Raw genomic sequence first — 16,679 nt, 5'->3', positions numbered from 1 at the left:
TGTGCGTTCCTATCAGGATCTATTGGGTATATTAAATGCGTATTTTACTGGTAGAAGATGATGAGTTACTGGCACAGGGAATGATTACCCGCCTGAAACGGATGGGCTATCAGCCAGAGCATTGCAGCACGGGTAAGCAGGCACTGATAGCCGCACAAGACAGCGATTTTGCTTTAATGATCCTGGATTTAGGCCTGCCTGATGGCTTTGCGCTGGATATCATTCGTCAATTGCGCCACTCCGCTGTCGTTATGCCCATTTTGGTACTCACAGCACAGGGGCAGCTTGATACTAAACTTACGGCCCTAAACACCGGTGCCGACGATTATCTGGTAAAACCTATCGATGTGTTGGAGCTGGAAGCGCGGATTAGGGTGCTGTGCCGCCGAAAGGAGCAGCGAGTCGATGACAGCTTACAGTTGGCCGGTATTAGCTTAAATCTGAGCAACCATCACTGCCAGTTTCAGCAGCATGATGTCACGCTGACCCGACGCGAATTTATGCTGTTAAAAGAATTTATGCTTAAACCCGATCGTATATTGTCGCGCCAGCACCTTGAAGAGCTTAGCTATGGCTGGGATGGCGAAACGGAAAGTAATGCCATAGAGGTACATATTCACAACCTACGTAAAAAACTCACTTCTGAAGTCATCAAAACCGTTCGTGGTGTGGGTTATATGCTGGTAAGCCATTATGGCAATTAACAGTATTAAAGTTTACCTGTTGATCGGGATTAATCTGCTAATGCTTGGCGCATTGAGCGTTAACGCTTACCTGACTTATAGTGACGCACTGCATGAGCTCAACGAAATTTACGATGCTGAGCTGGCCAGAAGCGCCAAACTAATAAGTTTGCTGCTTAGCAGCAGTCCCTTGCCCAATACTGACAATCAGCCCGTCGTAGTGGCAGTGCCGCACATTACTGACATGGGCGAGTCACTTACTGCCCAACAGGAGCGGTTACTTGATGGCCACAAGTATGAAGGGAAAATTGCGTTTCAGGCACAACGTGGCGACAAACTAATTATGTTGTCAGAAAATGCGTTGCAATTTCCAACGCCAAAACGCGAAGCGGGTTACCATGAAATCACTGAGCATGGTGTGTTGTGGGTGACGTTCAGCTACTTTGTGCCGGCAGAAGATTTATGGATTTTTACTGCCCAGCGCGAAGATATCCGCCAGGAAATGGGTGCCCATATTGCACAGGCTCAGGTACGGCCTATTTTGTTTATGATGTTACCGCTTAGCCTGTTAATTTATCTGGTGATAAAGCTGGGACTTCGCCCATTGCAATTGTTACAACAGCAAGTAGCCAATAAAACCCCTGAGCAATTACATGAAATAAAGCTGGCACTGCCGAGTGAATTGCAACCTATTCAAAGCGCAATTAACAGCTTACTGCAACGGATCTATAGCTACTTGCAACAAGAAAAACGTTTTATTGCCGACGCCTCGCATGAACTGCGCACCCCCCTGAGTATTTTGCAGCTGCATGCCCAAAACCTTAGTAGCGCCAGTGATCCGGCTGAAGTAACTGAAGCAGTAAATGCCATTACAGAAGGCAGCAAACGCATGTCGCATCTGGTTAATCAGTTGCTGTCGATCGCCAGGCTCGACCATCTGCAGCATCTCGATTGCACAGCAATAGCAGTGACGCCACTGCTGCATCACAGTCTGTCACAGTTGCCGGCTAAATTGCTGGATAAAGTAACCTGGCAGCTGGAACTTGATGATAGTTGTCAGATATATGGTGACAACACGCTATTGCAAAGTGTGCTGCGAAATGTGCTGGATAACGCCGCTAAGTACTCCCCCGCTGATGGCACAGTGGTGATCCTGAGCAGACAGGATAGCCACCAGCATATACTGATCAAAATTAGTAATAGCGGTAACACTGAGGCTGACCCCAGTCGACTGGGTAACCGGTTTTATCGCCATCAACAACATCAGCAAACAGAAGGTGCCGGCCTGGGGTTATCTATCGTTAAACATATTGTGGAGTTGCATAAGGGCAGTCTGGAATTTAAGGTTAACATGATAGGCGGCCTCGATGTATTCATTACTTTGTCAGGGATACCGAACCGGCCAGACTGAGTTAGACTATTCTGTAATGACTGACAATAGCGTTTGCGGCGGCAAAGCGTTAGATTTAAGCCGTAAAAACTGCAGACATTAAAGTCGTTGCGCTCTGTGCAACCGCTGCCCGGAACGCTTAAAAATAAAAGTGACGGCTTACTGCTCCAATCTCTTGCTGGTGTCGTAAGCAGTCACCATCAGCAGATGTTTAACTTAACCGGAGTAATTTCATGATTGGATATGTCACACTGGGTGTAAACGATTTAACCGCGGCCAAAGCATTTTACAGTGAACTATTTGCCGACCTTGGCTCAAAAGTGCTAATGGATATGGGCCGTATCGCTTTTTTGGGTAAAAGCATGGCGCAACCCATGCTGGCCATTTGTGAGCCGTTTAACAAGCAACCTGCAAGTCCTGGGAATGGCAACATGGTGTCATTTCAGCCTGGTTCAAAAGAAAAAGTGGATGCGCTTTACCACAAAGCCATTGCGCTGGGGGCAAGCTGTGATGGCGCGCCTGGCCAGCGGATTGCTGGTAAGTTTTATGGCGCCTATGTAAAAGATGTTGATGGCAACAAATTGTGTTTTTGTCATTTCGGTTAAGGGTTAACCGCTAATGCAATTAAACAGCGACTTTAACCAACGGGCGGTTATTTTGCCTGAGCAGTATCAGTTTGTTGACTCCCCGCTTTCGGGAGTAAGCAGAATGATGCTGGATCGGGCAGGTGGTGAAGTGGCCCGTGCTACCAGCATCGTCCGGTACGCTGCTGGCAGCGGTTATAGCAGCCATACGCATGACGGCGGCGAAGAAATTCTGGTGCTCGAAGGCGTGTTCAGCGATGAGCATGGCGATTATCCGGCGGGTACTTACCTGCGCAATCCGCCAGGTACGTCACATCAACCGTTTTCACGTGATGGCTGTACTCTGTTAGTAAAACTATGGCAGTTTGCTGGCAGCGATCAGCAACAGCTGGTTATCGACACCCATGCACAGCAATGGCGACCGGGGCTGGTGCCAGGGTTATCTGTGTTACCACTGCATGAACATGATGGCGTTAGTACGGCCTTAGTGCGCTGGGCGCCAAATACCCACTTTAATCGCCATATGCATGTTGGCGGCGAAGAAATACTGGTGCTTGAAGGCTTGTTCTGCGACGAACAAGGGCAGTATCCGGCTGGCAGCTGGTTACGTAGCCCCCGCTACAGCCAGCATGCACCGTTTACCGGTGCAGAGGGGGCGCTGATTTATGTCAAAGTGGGCCATCTGGGCGCTGGTTTACTGGGTGATAAATTTATTACAAGTGAACAGGCAACCAGCCAATGAGTATTGAGTTAAATGCTGCGGATTTATCCCGCGTTATTGAAATGGCCTGGGAAGACCGCACCCCGTTTGAAGCCATTGAGCAATTGTATGGTGTAAGCGAACCGGACCTGATTAAAATTATGCGCCGTGAGCTTAAAGCCGGCTCGTTTCGCCTATGGCGCGCCCGGGTAAGCGGTCGTAAAACCAAACATTTGAAATTACGCCATCCGGAAATAAATCGGGCTTATTGTCCTACCCAATATAAACGCTGAGCCAACGGAGACGTGGGACATACTAACAGCATAACTTGCCAGTAGTTTAATGTAGATCAAACCAAGAGGCTGTTAGCTGTTTTTCATATTCGCTTTTGGATACAAACATGCTAATGTTCGGCTGAACCTACAAGCGGAACATAAGTAAATGGATGTACTTACTTTAACCATCGTTAATGTGTTTATTGCTGGCGGCGCAGGCACGTTGTTGTGGTTGCTTTATCTGGCAGATAAACACCAGCATTACCTGTTGTACTGGGCCATTGCAGCCAGCTGCATGTTTGCCAGCTCTAGCCTGAGCACCTTATATCACCTTGGCTTACCCCTTCCTTACTGGTCAACGCCTGCACTTAGCAATACGCTAATAATAAGCCTGCACCTGGCATTGCTCGCTGGTTTGTATCAGTATTTTCGACTGCCGCTGAAGCGGCGATGGTTTGTGATTCTTGCACTGCTTACTTTCATCATGCATTTTAGTGATGTAGTCATGGCAGCTACTGCTAATCGCTTAGTGTTAAATTTTCCGGTGATCGTTGTTCTCAATACACTTAGCCTGTATTTACTCTTCAGGCAACGTCACACTGACTTAACTGGCGTTTACCTGGCACTTAAACTTGCCTTTGTATTTAACATTACTCAAATAAGCTTTCGATTCCTGCTGATATTGTCAGAGAAATGGCAATTAGGCTTGTGGGATAACCATACCTTTGTCCACAACGTTGGCTTTTTTGGCCTGACCACCTTTGCACTACTGGTATTCGGCAGCAGTATTTTACTGGTTTACCGACATCAGCAGCTGACGTTCCAGCAGCATTCAGAGCGCGATGCATTAACTGGCCTGCTCAACCGTCGCGCCATGGAGCAGAAAATCAGCGCAGAACTTGATCATTGTCAGCGTCTGGCAAGACCCTGCAGTCTAGTGATATTTGACATTGACCATTTTAAACAGGTTAATGATAAGCATGGCCATCTTGCAGGCGATGCTGCACTTTGTCATATTGCTGCGATAACCACCGCGCAGTTACGAAGCTACGATTTACTGTTTCGCTACGGTGGTGAAGAATTTGTCGTGTGTTTACCTGATACCGATCTGCATGCCGCTAAACAAATAACCTGCCGTATTCGTCAGGAAATAGAACGCGCTGCACTACCGGATTATCCTGAGCTACAGCTTACCATCAGTGCCGGCTTAGCCAGCAACAGCGTCAGCAATAACTGTCAGGAATTATTACTGCAGGCCGATCAAGCGCTGTATAAAGCGAAAAACAGCGGCCGTAACCAGATTTGCACTTATACCATTGCTGCAACGACAGGACACTGACAAACCGGCGGCTCACTACGGCAAAACCGTTATGGTGTATTAACATTCTGCAGATGCTACATTAGCCTAATCTAACTACACTTATCAGGATCTACTATGGCTTTTGTGCCCCCCTTAACTGCTGATGCCAACCCCGATGTGGCTGAACTGGCCCGCTTCTTCAATGAAACCCTGGGCTTTTGCCCGAACAGTGTGCTGACAATGAGCCACCGGCCGGCTATTGCCAAAGCGTTTATTCAATTGAATATGGCAGTAATGGAGAACAACGGCCGGGTTACTTCTGCGCTGAAGCGGCTAATCGCTTATGTGTCGAGTTATGCCACGGGGTGCCGTTATTGTCAGGCCCATACCATTCGGGCAGCCGAGCGCTATGGTGCCCCTGACGAGCAGCTTGCCAATATCTGGCAATTTCGAACCCATCCGGCATTTAGTGCCGCCGAACGGACCGCACTCGAATTAGCCATTGCAGCGTCCCAGGTTCCTAATGCGGTTGACGAGGTCATTCAGAACCAGATGCACCAGTACTGGGATGATGGCGAAATTGTAGAAATTATGGGGGTTATCGCCCTTTTTGGCTATCTGAACCGCTGGAATGATTCTATGGCTACCTCGCTGGAAGAAGGCGCAGTTGCCTCAGGCGAAGCCTTGCTTGGAGCAAAAGGCTGGACACCCGGTAAACATCAGTAAGCGCTGCCAGGCTGGGGTCATTTACACAGAACAATGACAGCCTCAGAATAATGATAGCCCCAGCTCATCAGCCAGTTGCCTGATAAGTTGCATGGCCACCACCGAATTACCAAAGCGGTTTAGCGGTGGGCTCCAGGCGGTGATCACTCCAAACTGCGGCACTATCGCAACGATGGCGCCACCCACACCGCTTTTCGCGGGCAGGCCAACCTGAAAAGCAAATTCACCGGATTGATCATACATACCGCTGGTGGATAAAATCGCATTTACCCGGTGGGCATCACGCCGGCTGCAAATTTGCTCGTTACTGTGTGGCTGCACCCCGCGATTCGCCAGAAATAAAAGGCTGCGGGCCAACTGCTGACAATTAATTGCCGTGGCACATTGATGAAAGTAATGCTCCAGCACCAACGGAACCTCGGCTTCAATATTACCAAAGCTTTTCATCAGATACGCCAGTGCAGCGTTACGATTTCCGTGCTCCAGCTCAGATAAATACACCTGCTGATCAGCGTAAATATTCTCTTCGCCGGTAAGGCGCCGCAAAAAAGTCAAAAAAGCCGTTTTACTTGCTGAGTAATGACTTACCAGCACATCCGCTACCAAAATGGCGCCGGCATTAATGACCGGGTTGCGCGGAATACCCTGCTCCCACTCCAGCTGGACAATAGAATTAAACGGCTGACCTGACGGCTCCATGTTCACCCGCTGCCACAAGTCGTCATCCAGTCGGTTCATGGCCATAACCAGACCAAAAATTTTGGAGATACTTTGCAACGAAAAATTCTGCTGCGCATCGCCCGCACTATGCACCTGGCCGTCCAGTGTTGCCACGGCAACCGCAGCATGTTGCGGTGCCACCTGAGCCAGAGCCGGGATATAATTGGCGACTTTGCCCTGTTGGTACAATGGCCTGCATTCAGTCAGCAACTGCTGCAGCATCGGGGTTAAATCAGCGCGATGATCCATTTTCCCCCCGTTGCCTGAACTTGCTAGCCATCATAATGCACTCTCTGGTTCTGCTGGCTGTTTATCGGCTTTTTCTTCCGTGGTGATCACTTTGCTCTCATCAGCGAAATACAGCAAGGTCCAGCCAAGGGTAGGCTTAAAGCGCTGTTCGCAGGAATATATTTTTAACTCGCCCTGGGCAGAAACACAGCCGAGCAATATCCAGTCTTTACCCAGCTCACCAAGCCGGCTTTGTAACCGGTCCAAATCAAAGTCTTTACTTAAGCGGGTAGTTTGCACGGTCCAGCCGTCGGTCAGGCGTTGCTGCAACGTGTAAAAATCGGTGGTTGCTTCAAACGAGAAATAACCGCGTTGTTGCAAGGTAAGCCGCTTATGTTTCATATCCGACTCCTGATGCGGCGCCAGCTGAAAGGTGCGGTGATGGCCAAACTCGTGGCCCTGAGCCTTGCACACCAAGGCATTGTAGTAGTAATTATCGGTGGCGCTCAGCAAAAAACTCAGATGCTCATCTTCCAGCTCATGCTCGGCATGCTCAGATAAAATTTCGCCATAATACACTTTAATGCCGTTCATTCTGATCGGTTTCAGCCGCTGATAAGAGCCATCGGCTACCACCACATCAACTTTTAATTTTTTTAATGTCTGCGCCAGAGCCAGGGTCCACGGCGAGGCACCAACAATCAGCAGGCCGTTTTCTTCCTTTGCTGCCAGCGACATTTTCTGAGCCAACGGTGCCAGCGTAAGACCATGCGCCAGAACCGTAACAATAATGATCAGGAACACAATCGGCAATAGCGCTGCAGCATCCGGATAACCGGCATCGACCAGAGCCGGGCCAAAAATACCGGCTGTTGCTGCTGCCACAATACCGCGCGGCGCTATCCAGGCTAACAGCACTTTATCTTTGCCACGCATTGGTGCGCCTAACGTTGCCAGAGCAATACTCAGGGGCCGCACCAGCAGCAATACCGCCAGCACAAAGGCAACTACCCGCCAGTTTAACAAGTCCAGCTGCTCAATATTCAGTTGCGATGGAATAACAATAAACAATACTGACAATAAAACGACGGTCAGGTTTTCTTTAAAGCGGCGTAGCGGATCGCGCTCAACCAGCTTCATATTGCCAATGACCAGCCCCATCACGGTAACCGTTAGCAGGCCAGCCTCATGCTGAAACTGATTGCTTAGCCAGTACGCGCCCAATACCCACACCATAAGTAACGGTGCTTTCAGGTTTGCCGGTACGGCACCACGCCGGTACAACCAGCCAGTAAGCCAGCCACCGGCACCGCCAAGCACTGCCGCTACAGCGATAGCGGTACCCAGCCCCGTCGCAACCTGTGACCAATCGCTGCCAGCCAGCGTAAAATATTGAAATGTCAGAACCGCCAGCAATACGCCAACCGGATCGTTTACTATCCCTTCCCACTTTAGCAAGGACGACGATTCCCGGTTCAGCCGGGCCTGATGCAGCAGCGGTAAAATAACGGTTGGCCCGGTTACCACCAGAATAGCCCCCAACACCCAGGATACCGGCCAGCTTAACCCGGCGACATAGTGTGCGGCGGCGGCGCCCAACACCCAGGCCAGTGGCGGCGCCACTATCGTCAAGCGGCCAATACCATGACCTACCCGCCGGAATTCACCCAGTTTCAGATCCATGCCGCCTTCAAACAGAATAATCGCCACCCCCATGCCTATCAGCTCGGTCAGTTCGGTTTGCGACATGGCTAAATTAATTACCCCGGTCACCGGGCCCAGAATAAGGCCGGTGGCAATTAAAATCACGATAGCGGGGATCCGAATGCGCCAGGCAAGCCATTGGCTGGCAAGGCCAGCACTTAGCATGATCAGCAACAGAGTGGCAGTGTGCATGGGATCTCCATATTCAGCAGAAAAATACAGCCTGCCAGCGAATTTTTGATCTGGCGGATAAAAAAATACCTGTTGGCGTCGGCCATGTATCACGTCAGGCGATAGCGTTAATGTGCTTACTGCACCTCAGGACGAACACAGTAACATGAGCATAAACAAGAACAAATGAGATTTTAATGCGCCACAACGTTCAGGTTGCTAAAACAACGCGGTGCCAGGGGCTGAAACTGCCAGTGACAAGCCATCAATAATTGGTTGCTTTTCGTACAATTGCTGATTATTGTGAAGGCGTAGCTGATGTAACGAAGTAGATTTAACGTAGTAGAGGTAATAATGAAGTATACCTTTAGTTGTGCGCTGAGTAGTGCGCTGAGTAGTGCACTGATATTGTCTTCAATAGTGGTGTTGTTCCCCCCCTTTGCCGAAGCCCAGCAGGGCAAATGGTGTCAGTCCACCGATGCCGGTAAAACGTGTAGTAGTTACGTGTCATACTTCGATAACGGCGATGTATATGGTTACGGTGTTGACAATGATTTGCTATACATTGCTACCGGTTACTGGCGCCAGCGTAGCGATCAGTTTTGCCTTAATCTGACCTATAAAACATTCGATATTGTTACCGAACAGCCGTACACGCCGGATGATCAGAATATCTGTAATAAAGTACTGGTGCAAAATGAATCGCAGTTTAGCGTCAGGGCTGAAGATGGCAGCATCAATACTTTTTATCGGATAAGCGAGACGCCAGATCACAGCATGTCACCCGCGCCCAGCCAGCTGGTTAATAACGCAATTAACGTCAAACCACAATTGCTGGCATTAAACGTGCCGCCAGGCCGTTTTGGTTTGTATCCGCTGCCGCTGGAAATGGCGCCGGCCAGTGTCAGCTTCAACATGTCACTGACCCCCATTTTAGCTGACGATCAAAAGGTAACCGCGTACGCCAATGTACAAATAGGTGATCCGGACAATGATTACTTGCGGGTGTCTTTGCTGCAACCACAAGATGCAGCCAGTGCCTTGTTGATGATTGAATACATCATGCCTGGCTACAAGCCTTTTCGTAAAGCGCTGGCCAGCGATATTACCCCCGGCGAAGCGGTGTTAATTCACCTTGACTGGCAACCTGACGGCCTCACCACCGTGAGCTATAAAGATCAAACCGTGCAATACAAGTTGCCGCTGCAGCAATGGCAAAGCTACTTTATGGCCTCCAATACCAAAGCCACCTTTCAAAGGTTGCCTGATTGACGGTCAGGCGCCAGAGGCAGAGACAAGCTGCTTGAATTGTAACAATGGTTACACGCTTAATTAGGGTTGTGCTACTGTTGGCTTTATTTTGCCAATAACTCATTAGGACAAAAATGCTGCGATTAGTAATTGCGATTCTAGTGGTGTTGCTCATTTATTTTTCGTATCAATTATTCCGGGATGACCCGCTGCTACCAGAGGCTCAAGCATGGTTAAAGCTTACTGAGCAGCAGCCTGATTTAGAAAATAACGCGATTATCTATTTGCTAGGCTTAAACCTGACCGGGGCCGATTATGCAAACGCCTTACAACGTTATCAGCAGGCGATGCAGGACAAAACTTATCAAAGCAGCCCATTGCACTATCCCGGATTGCCGGATTTAAAGACGTTAGAATTAGAAACCTTGAATTGTCAGCTGGCAATGCCAGAGTGTCAGCAACTTTTGCTTGTTAAGCGCCAGGAAACCGAGTTAGTTATTCAACAATATCAGGCCATCATCGCTGCATTCTATCAGCTGGTCAATTTTGATAACTTCGCCAATTTAGACACTTTTATCACCGAACCCCAGTTCGACGAACTGACAAAGCTATACCGGCTGGCTGCAAATGAAATCTATTACTTAATTACTGACAATAAGCTGGATAAAGCTGCCGCTAAATTGACTGCATTGCTGACCATTGAGCGCTCACTGATGCGCAATAGCGGAGAGATGACCCTGCATGTTCTACCTATTATTCATACCGAATCTTTATATCAGCCATTGTTCATAAAATTACAACATGCCAGCTTCACAGAATGGGCTGTTTTCGATACTGCTCTCGCACCATTATCAAATACAGAACGTTTAATGAATAAAGTCTGGCAGTATGAATTTGCGAATCAGGCCAATTCGATAAACAGCATACTTCCTGCAACCGAACAGTCGACGATTGTATTTAAACCAAACATGACTATTAATATGTTGACGCAATTTTATCAAACACTCACTCTAAACCCTGATATTCTTCCTACGGAGTTTCAAGCGCAAATAGCACACTCTGAGAAACTCAATACAGCATTTCGTCAAAAAGCAAAAGTGGCTTCGCAGCCATGGCGTATCGCAATTTATAATTACCGCAATGTAGTTGGGTCATTAATGGTTTACACTACAGTGCCGCGTTTTCTTGACCTGTTGAAGCCAAAACTCGAACTGGATCTCAGGTTACATCTGTTACATGCTATGGTGCACGAAGTCTCAGCAGCTGAGCTTAATACTGAGCGCTATCGAAACCCCTACACCGGCCAGCCTCCCTACCTGAACGAAGGTCAGCTTTGTCATAAGCTTGAACAGGAAATCTGCGTGCCATGGCCGCATGGCCAGCAACCAACATTAACACCAACTGAGCTTTAAGCATGCAGGATTTGCTCTACCTTCGTCATTACTCTGATAGCCTGCAACAGCAGGTGCGTCAGTTGCTGGCTGACAACAAGCTGGGAACGGTATTACAACAACGCTACCCGGAGCAGGGCCATGCGGTGCAAACCGATAAAGCCCTGTATGAACTAACCATGGAGCTAAAACGGCAATGGCTGAAAAGCAGCGAGCCGATAAGTAAGGTGGTGTTTGACCCGAAAATTCACGTGATTAATAACGCCCTGGGTACCCATACCCAAATTAGCCGGGTGCAGGGTGGCAAATTAAAAAGTAAAAATGAAATACGGGTGGCGGCCCTGCTGAAGCAACTGCCCCTGCCATTATTGCAAATGGTGGTGGTGCACGAGCTGGCGCACCTGCGGGAAAAAGATCATAACAAAGCCTTTTACAAACTTTGCCTGCATATGCAACCCGATTACCATCAACTTGAGCTGGATTTACGCTTGTTTCTTACCCTGTCTGACAGCGCCGGGCGCTAAAGCGCCGTACTGGCCTGGTGTAGCAGCGCCGCAAATCGATTTAGCTGATCATCATCAAAGCACGGTTCTTCAAATTTTTTCAGATAAACAGAGGTGGTATCAACGTAGGTAACATTGGCTGGCATTTCCGTTTTAAAGTGTGCTACCCGGCTAAACGCCACAACAGAATGTACATGCTGTGCTAAATCAGTACCTTGCAACTGCAAATGGTGCTTAATTGCTTCCATATTTTTAAAATTCTGATGCAACGGATTCATAAACTGCTTTTTACTGCCAAAGTATTGCCGCTGCCAGTTCGCTTGCGCCACTTCGCCATAGATATTACCGCGGTCACCTTTTACCAGAATGACAAAAATGCCAAATGGGCTAAGCACCAGGTGATCGACCACCACCAGTTCCTCTTTGGCTGTCAGCAGTTTAAGTTTACGAAAATGCCGGTAACCCCGCGCCAGACGCCAGCGTAGTAAGCGGTTTAATTTATATTCGGCAAAAATGCCTTTAAAGCCAGGCAGGTTAAGACCCAGCCAGTTGGTCAGCAAAAACACGGCCAGTAAAAAAGCCAGAATGTTGGCGATAACCAGCGGTAAATTGGTTAGCAGCTGCTTTATCAGGTTGTCATAATGCCACCAATCGCCGCTGTCTGCTGGCGCGGGCACAATGACGGGCACCGGCACAAACGTCTCTGACGGCTCATTTTCTGCGTTGCCAGCTTCAGAATTATTCGTAGCAGTTCCGCCAGAAGCGCTATCGCTCACTCCCGCCATGGTGTTATCAGCACTCTGCTCTGGTTCAGGCTCTGGTTCAGGTGCTGCTTGCAGCAGTTCTTCTGCAACGATTACCGGGCTTGCCAGTTCTGCCACCGGTTGAATCACTTCTGCCTGTTCTGTTTCAGTTTGCGTCTGCTCAGGTTCTGCGGTACTGACGACTTCCGGGGCAGCCTGCTGAGGCTGCGGTGTAACAACAGTATTGTCACCACGGGCTTGCTGCACCGGTGGCTTAGCTTTGGTAGGCCTGAGGCATTTTTTGTCATACTCGCTTTTAGCATTGCGGTAATTACTACTTTGCGGCTGTGAGCTGAAACGCTGTACTTGCTGGTCGAGCAAAATACAAGCGCCCTCTGAATATTGTTGCAGGGCAGACACCTGAACAGAAATCAGCATTAACAGCGGCAAAAAAAATGACATCCAACGCATAGATTGTCCCGTAATAATTATTAACTGATGCTAGCAAGGGAATCATAATGCAGCAATAGCTGTTTTAGCATCATGGTGCTTAAGGTGATTCTCTTTATAAATTAACGGTTATGCGTTCTTATCACCGTCACTCACTTACACCGCAAAAAATGGAGTCCTATGACAGTTTCACCACTTAACGTGCTGGGTCAGCCACTGCAACCGTGTTGCTTCTCGCCGGTTACCGGTTTCTTTCGTGATGGATACTGCCGGACTAACATCCAGGACAGTGGCAGCCATGTTATTTGTGCCAGGCTTACCGATGCATTTTTGCAGTATACCCTGGCCCAGGGCAACGACTTAATTACCGCAAAACCAGAGTGGGATTTCCCTGGGCTAAAAGCGGGTGACCACTGGTGTTTGTGCGCCATGCGCTGGCAAGAAGCAGAAGCGGCTGGTGTGGCACCGCCGGTAAAACTGAGTGCATGTCATGCAAAAGCGCTTGAGTATGTGGCGCTATCGTTGCTGCAACAGTATGCAACAGAATAACGCAGCGCTGCTCTTTAAATAGAACAGACGACGTGTTTTATCGTCGTCTGTTTTTTTATGACATTGCCAGGTTAATCGTTGATGTTGACCGGGCCGTTAATGGCGTTAATATTTAAACTACCCGAGCCGCCGTCCAGAATAGTCAGACCACCGGCGCCATCAACATTGATATCACCCGAGCCATCATCAATTGTCACCAGGCCACCGATCTGGCTTATTTGCAGGTCGCCCGAACCATCTTCAACCGTCACCTTGCCCTGTATGTTTTCAACGTAGGCACTGCCCGAGCCATCCTCAAGGGTCAAGTTACCGCGAAGCTGACTGATATACAGATCGCCCGAACCATCAACGACTTTGGCATTATTCCCCCCCTCAATCGTTAAGTTGCCAGAGCCATCTTCAATATTCAGGTTACCTTGCAGGCCACGAATTTCAGCATCGCCTGAACCATCTTCCAGGGTAAGCGCCAGCCGGGCCGGCACTTTTACCACGACATCCATATAAGGGCTGTTTCCGCTGGTAAAGCTATTGGCAAAGCCAGCTTCAAGCACCGCATCGTTGCCACTGCTGACTAATGACAATCTGATATCTTCGCTATCGTAGTAGTAAATACTGGCTTGTAAATCAATGGTCTGCCGCCCTTCTTCACCAATAATTTCCAGCTTGCCGGCGCCGGTATCTGCCACCAGTTCGCTTAAATTTATTGCATCAAGGGTAAGGTTGCGCTGTTCATGCTGCCTGTCACCTGCATGGCCATTGCCCACATATATTACACAACCACTTAATAGTGTTGCGGCGGCGATACTGAGAATACCGGTTTTCATAGTGCTTCCTTTTTAGTTTGTTGTTAAAAGCTTTCATGTCGTGTTGCTTTAGCAAAATACAGAAGCAAAATAAGTGCCTAAATTATATTCATATAAATCATTGACTTAAAATTTAGTTATACCAATAGTTAGGAATAACTCACTACTAACTGGTGTATTTGGCTAATTATCCGGCCCGTTGCAACAATGCGTTTATTTAAAGATAAACCAGAGCCAGATACCGGCCAGCACCAGCAAACAGGCACCTATTTGCTTAGAATAACGCTGCCATAAATTCAGCGCAGCGTCACCGGCAAAGTGCACCAGCAATGCCAGTCCATAATAGCGGGTCGAGCGGGAGATGCCGATCGCCAGCAAAAACATCAGAAAGGAATAACCCGTAGCACCGGCAGCCAGCATGGCAATTTGTAACGGCGTCGGGCTTATCCCCACCGCCATAATAGAGCTAAAACCATTTTGTTCAATGTCGTTACTAAAGCTATCAAACGCTTCAGCTCCTCCAAAAAAGCTGACCAGGGTATCACCCCACTGCTCCATTGCCAGTACCCCCAGCCAATATCCCAGGGCAGCAGCGGTTAGGTTGCCAGCCAGCGCCACGGTAGCGATGGTCCAGCGCCGCCGACGCTGCGTCAGCATCCAGGGGATTAAAATGGTTTCTATCGGTATAGGTATCAGTAAGGTTTCCATCATTGATAATAAAAACAACAGCGGTAACCCGTATGACGAGCTATCCAGACGATCGAGCCAGGTTTGGGCAGACAGTTCTTTAGAATGCAGCATGAGAAAGCATACCCTGATTTAAAGGCCGGTAATTCGCCGCGATTATTTTTAAACTATTCATTATTTTTTACGTTTCGCTAACGTTGGATCAGTGCAGAAAGTATAGCGAAGTTAGAAATATTGCAACGCCATCAGTTTTCTGTTTTGATAAACTACGGTATTTTAAGAAAAATAATTAATGTTGAAACTGTTCCGCTCCTTGCATAACTGGTTAGGCCTGCTGTTGGTTATTCAAATCACGTTGTGGTTTTTAAGTGGCCTGGTGATGGCGGTGTTGCCCATTGAACAGGTAAGGGGCGAACATTTACGCCAGCTTGTCAGTACCAACTGGCAACAGGCACAGGTAAGCCCACAGCAGGTATTGCAGCAACATAGTGCCCAGGCTATTCTCAACCTGAGTCAACGCCTGATCTGGCAAAATAATACCCTTATCGCCACGCCGGTGTATCTGGTTAATGATAGCGGCAAAATGCATCGCTACAACGCCCAGACCGGCGCGCCGCTGCCAGAACTGACCGAGCAGGATATCCGCCAGCTGGGCCAGGCCCAATACCAGGGTGATGGTCAGCTAAGTAGCACGCTGCTGTTGCAACAACTGCCGCAAGAAGTGCAACAGCTGCATGCGCCGCTTTGGCAGCTACAATTTTCCGATAGTGACAACAGCCGTTTTTACCTCGACCCTGCTACCGGTGCAGTCATGCGGGTACGCACTGATAACTGGCGCTGGTTCGATTTTTTCTGGATGCTGCATATTATGGATTATCAGGATCGCAGCAATTTTAATAACCCCCTACTTATCACGTTCTCTGCCAGTGCCCTGCTATTTACTTTTAGCGGCATAATGCTGTTATGGCAGCGCTTCCGGCCACGAAAACGCCACACCAATCCAGTTACAGTGGGTAATTAACATGCATTTTTCTCAGGTTATGCAGCAGTTTGACGCCAACAAGCCAGACAGTATCATTATTGATGTACCAGAGGCGTGGGGCCAGGGCCGGGCCGTTTTTGGCGGTATGGCGGCGGCACTGGCCATGGCTCATTTATTGCCGGTGATTCCGGATGCCATGCTACTACGTTCGGTGTCGGTTTCTTTTGTCGCACCGCTAAACGCCGGCCAGGCTAACGTAACGCGGCGCATTTTGCGCCAGGGTAAATCGGTTATTCAGGCGCAGGTAGAAATTAACCAGGATAATCAGGTGGCATTAATACTGCTGGCAAGCTTTGGCGCGGCGCGTCCGTCAACCCATCAGCTTGCCGCAGACACCGCACCACAGTTCCAAACTGACAAAATCCAGACCTTGCCCAAACAAGGTCCGGTGCCAGAGTTTACCACCCACTTTGACTACCGCATTGCCCATGGCCAACTGCCTTTTAGCAGCAGTGCGTTACGTGAGCTGGGTGGTGATATCCGGCTGACTGGCGACGAAAGCACTCAGGCTGGCATACTAGAATTACTGGCACTGGTCGATGCCTGGCCACCCGTCAGCCTTACTTTACTGAATAAGCCGGCGCCTGCCAGCTCACTCACCTGGACCATTGAGTTTATCGCCCACGATTTACCCTTTCAAACCAGTGACTGGTGGCGCTACCTGGCCGAAATTGAATATGGTGCCGATGGCTATCATCATATTGCCGCCAAATTGTGGCAGCCCGATGGTAAACTGGCCGCCATCAGCCGGCAGACGGTAACGGTGTTTGCGTAGGAAA

Annotated in this window: 18 protein-coding genes; 13 read left to right on the top strand and 5 right to left on the bottom strand. The window is 48.9% G+C overall.

The window, feature by feature from the left end; translation table 11 throughout:
* Positions 1-35: 35 nt before the first annotated feature.
* From B2X65_RS14490 to B2X65_RS14460, 7 genes are all read left to right on the top strand, one after another.
* Positions 36-704, top strand: a complete 669-nt coding sequence (locus B2X65_RS14490; protein ID WP_290613753.1) for a response regulator — start codon at positions 36-38, stop codon at positions 702-704.
* Positions 694-2,094, top strand: a complete 1,401-nt coding sequence (locus B2X65_RS14485) for a sensor histidine kinase (RefSeq protein ID WP_290613751.1) — start codon at positions 694-696, stop codon at positions 2,092-2,094. The genes B2X65_RS14490 and B2X65_RS14485 overlap by 11 nt, the downstream gene beginning before the upstream one ends.
* Before the next feature lie 212 nt (positions 2,095-2,306).
* Positions 2,307-2,678 carry a VOC family protein gene (locus tag B2X65_RS14480; protein ID WP_290613749.1) on the top strand — a complete coding sequence of 124 codons (372 nt, stop codon included), beginning with the start codon at positions 2,307-2,309 and terminating at the stop codon, positions 2,676-2,678.
* A 13-nt stretch (positions 2,679-2,691) separates the two neighbouring features.
* Positions 2,692-3,399, top strand: coding sequence for a cupin domain-containing protein (locus tag B2X65_RS14475; RefSeq protein WP_290613747.1), 708 nt, complete (start codon positions 2,692-2,694; stop codon positions 3,397-3,399).
* A complete protein-coding gene (locus tag B2X65_RS14470) occupies positions 3,396-3,650 on the top strand; it encodes a TIGR03643 family protein (RefSeq protein ID WP_290613745.1) in 255 nt (84 codons plus the stop codon). Before B2X65_RS14475 ends, B2X65_RS14470 begins: the two co-directional genes overlap by 4 nt.
* Positions 3,651-3,798: 148 nt before the next feature.
* Entirely contained in the window at positions 3,799-4,971 is a 1,173-nt protein-coding gene (locus B2X65_RS14465; RefSeq protein WP_290613743.1) for a GGDEF domain-containing protein, read from the top strand.
* Positions 4,972-5,067: 96 nt separating this feature from the next.
* On the top strand, positions 5,068-5,658 hold the full coding sequence (locus B2X65_RS14460; protein ID WP_290613741.1) for a carboxymuconolactone decarboxylase family protein: 591 nt from the start codon (positions 5,068-5,070) through the stop codon (positions 5,656-5,658).
* A gap of 42 nt (positions 5,659-5,700) precedes the next feature.
* On the opposite strand, the gene glsB is transcribed toward B2X65_RS14460, so the two are convergent.
* Complete coding sequence (glsB, locus tag B2X65_RS14455) at positions 5,701-6,627, bottom strand: glutaminase B (protein ID WP_290613740.1); 927 nt, start codon at positions 6,625-6,627, stop codon at positions 5,701-5,703.
* Positions 6,628-6,657: 30 nt separating this feature from the next.
* Positions 6,658-8,502: a cation:proton antiporter gene (locus B2X65_RS14450; protein WP_290613738.1), complete on the bottom strand. Its 1,845-nt coding sequence runs from the start codon at positions 8,500-8,502 to the stop codon at positions 6,658-6,660.
* Positions 8,503-8,835: 333 nt separating this feature from the next.
* Between B2X65_RS14450 and B2X65_RS14445 the strand changes: the two genes are divergently transcribed.
* The 3 genes from B2X65_RS14445 (at position 8,836) to B2X65_RS14435 (ending at position 11,647) form a co-directional block, all read left to right on the top strand.
* Positions 8,836-9,753 (top strand): hypothetical protein, encoded by a 918-nt coding sequence (locus B2X65_RS14445; RefSeq protein WP_290613736.1) that lies wholly within the window; start codon positions 8,836-8,838, stop codon positions 9,751-9,753.
* A gap of 113 nt (positions 9,754-9,866) precedes the next feature.
* Positions 9,867-11,144, top strand: coding sequence for a hypothetical protein (locus B2X65_RS14440; protein ID WP_290613734.1), 1,278 nt, complete (start codon positions 9,867-9,869; stop codon positions 11,142-11,144).
* Between the two features lie 2 nt (positions 11,145-11,146).
* A complete protein-coding gene (locus B2X65_RS14435) occupies positions 11,147-11,647 on the top strand; it encodes a M48 family metallopeptidase (protein ID WP_290613732.1) in 501 nt (166 codons plus the stop codon).
* Here the strand turns inward: B2X65_RS14435 and B2X65_RS14430 are convergent.
* Complete coding sequence (locus B2X65_RS14430; protein WP_290613730.1) at positions 11,644-12,840, bottom strand: nuclease-related domain-containing protein; 1,197 nt, start codon at positions 12,838-12,840, stop codon at positions 11,644-11,646. The two genes, B2X65_RS14435 and B2X65_RS14430, sit on opposite strands and share 4 nt — an antisense overlap.
* A 159-nt stretch (positions 12,841-12,999) precedes the next feature.
* Between B2X65_RS14430 and B2X65_RS14425 the strand changes: the two genes are divergently transcribed.
* Positions 13,000-13,368, top strand: a complete 369-nt coding sequence (locus B2X65_RS14425; protein ID WP_290613728.1) for a DUF2237 family protein — start codon at positions 13,000-13,002, stop codon at positions 13,366-13,368.
* Between the two features lie 71 nt (positions 13,369-13,439).
* Here B2X65_RS14425 and B2X65_RS14420 read toward each other — a convergent pair whose 3' ends face one another.
* Together B2X65_RS14420 and B2X65_RS14415 are read right to left on the bottom strand one after the other, a co-directional pair.
* The gene (locus B2X65_RS14420; protein ID WP_290613726.1) at positions 13,440-14,192 is read right to left on the bottom strand and encodes a DUF4097 family beta strand repeat-containing protein; all 753 of its coding nucleotides are present in this window, start codon (positions 14,190-14,192) and stop codon (positions 13,440-13,442) included.
* A 192-nt stretch (positions 14,193-14,384) separates the two neighbouring features.
* Positions 14,385-14,972: a YqaA family protein gene (locus tag B2X65_RS14415; RefSeq protein WP_290613724.1), complete on the bottom strand. Its 588-nt coding sequence runs from the start codon at positions 14,970-14,972 to the stop codon at positions 14,385-14,387.
* Positions 14,973-15,150: 178 nt separating this feature from the next.
* Between B2X65_RS14415 and B2X65_RS14410 the strand changes: the two genes are divergently transcribed.
* Both B2X65_RS14410 and B2X65_RS14405 read left to right on the top strand, forming a co-directional pair.
* Entirely contained in the window at positions 15,151-15,879 is a 729-nt protein-coding gene (locus B2X65_RS14410; protein ID WP_290613722.1) for a PepSY domain-containing protein, read from the top strand.
* Between the two features lies 1 nt (position 15,880).
* Positions 15,881-16,675, top strand: a complete 795-nt coding sequence (locus tag B2X65_RS14405) for an acyl-CoA thioesterase (protein WP_290613720.1) — start codon at positions 15,881-15,883, stop codon at positions 16,673-16,675.
* Positions 16,676-16,679: the final 4 nt, after the last annotated feature.

Source organism: Arsukibacterium sp. UBA3155 (assembly GCA_002364615.1).
Classification (GTDB): domain Bacteria; phylum Pseudomonadota; class Gammaproteobacteria; order Enterobacterales; family Alteromonadaceae; genus Alishewanella.
The sequence above is the reverse complement of the archived record's forward strand: the minus strand, read 5'-3'. Positions and strand labels throughout refer to the sequence as shown.

Bases quoted from the DNA above. Each gene is read 5' to 3' on its own strand.
- B2X65_RS14490 (WP_290613753.1), top strand. From the start codon at position 36: ATGCGTATTTTACTGGTAGAAGATGATGAGTTACTGGCACAGGGAATG.
- B2X65_RS14485 (WP_290613751.1), top strand. From the start codon at position 694: ATGGCAATTAACAGTATTAAAGTTTACCTGTTGATCGGGATTAATCTG.
- B2X65_RS14480 (WP_290613749.1), top strand. From the start codon at position 2,307: ATGATTGGATATGTCACACTGGGTGTAAACGATTTAACCGCGGCCAAA.
- B2X65_RS14475 (WP_290613747.1), top strand. From the start codon at position 2,692: ATGCAATTAAACAGCGACTTTAACCAACGGGCGGTTATTTTGCCTGAG.
- B2X65_RS14470 (WP_290613745.1), top strand. From the start codon at position 3,396: ATGAGTATTGAGTTAAATGCTGCGGATTTATCCCGCGTTATTGAAATG.
- B2X65_RS14465 (WP_290613743.1), top strand. From the start codon at position 3,799: ATGGATGTACTTACTTTAACCATCGTTAATGTGTTTATTGCTGGCGGC.
- B2X65_RS14460 (WP_290613741.1), top strand. From the start codon at position 5,068: ATGGCTTTTGTGCCCCCCTTAACTGCTGATGCCAACCCCGATGTGGCT.
- glsB (WP_290613740.1), bottom strand. From the start codon at position 6,627: ATGGATCATCGCGCTGATTTAACCCCGATGCTGCAGCAGTTGCTGACT.
- B2X65_RS14450 (WP_290613738.1), bottom strand. From the start codon at position 8,502: ATGCACACTGCCACTCTGTTGCTGATCATGCTAAGTGCTGGCCTTGCC.
- B2X65_RS14445 (WP_290613736.1), top strand. From the start codon at position 8,836: ATGAAGTATACCTTTAGTTGTGCGCTGAGTAGTGCGCTGAGTAGTGCA.
- B2X65_RS14440 (WP_290613734.1), top strand. From the start codon at position 9,867: ATGCTGCGATTAGTAATTGCGATTCTAGTGGTGTTGCTCATTTATTTT.
- B2X65_RS14435 (WP_290613732.1), top strand. From the start codon at position 11,147: ATGCAGGATTTGCTCTACCTTCGTCATTACTCTGATAGCCTGCAACAG.
- B2X65_RS14430 (WP_290613730.1), bottom strand. From the start codon at position 12,840: ATGCGTTGGATGTCATTTTTTTTGCCGCTGTTAATGCTGATTTCTGTT.
- B2X65_RS14425 (WP_290613728.1), top strand. From the start codon at position 13,000: ATGACAGTTTCACCACTTAACGTGCTGGGTCAGCCACTGCAACCGTGT.
- B2X65_RS14420 (WP_290613726.1), bottom strand. From the start codon at position 14,192: ATGAAAACCGGTATTCTCAGTATCGCCGCCGCAACACTATTAAGTGGT.
- B2X65_RS14415 (WP_290613724.1), bottom strand. From the start codon at position 14,972: ATGCTGCATTCTAAAGAACTGTCTGCCCAAACCTGGCTCGATCGTCTG.
- B2X65_RS14410 (WP_290613722.1), top strand. From the start codon at position 15,151: ATGTTGAAACTGTTCCGCTCCTTGCATAACTGGTTAGGCCTGCTGTTG.
- B2X65_RS14405 (WP_290613720.1), top strand. From the start codon at position 15,881: ATGCATTTTTCTCAGGTTATGCAGCAGTTTGACGCCAACAAGCCAGAC.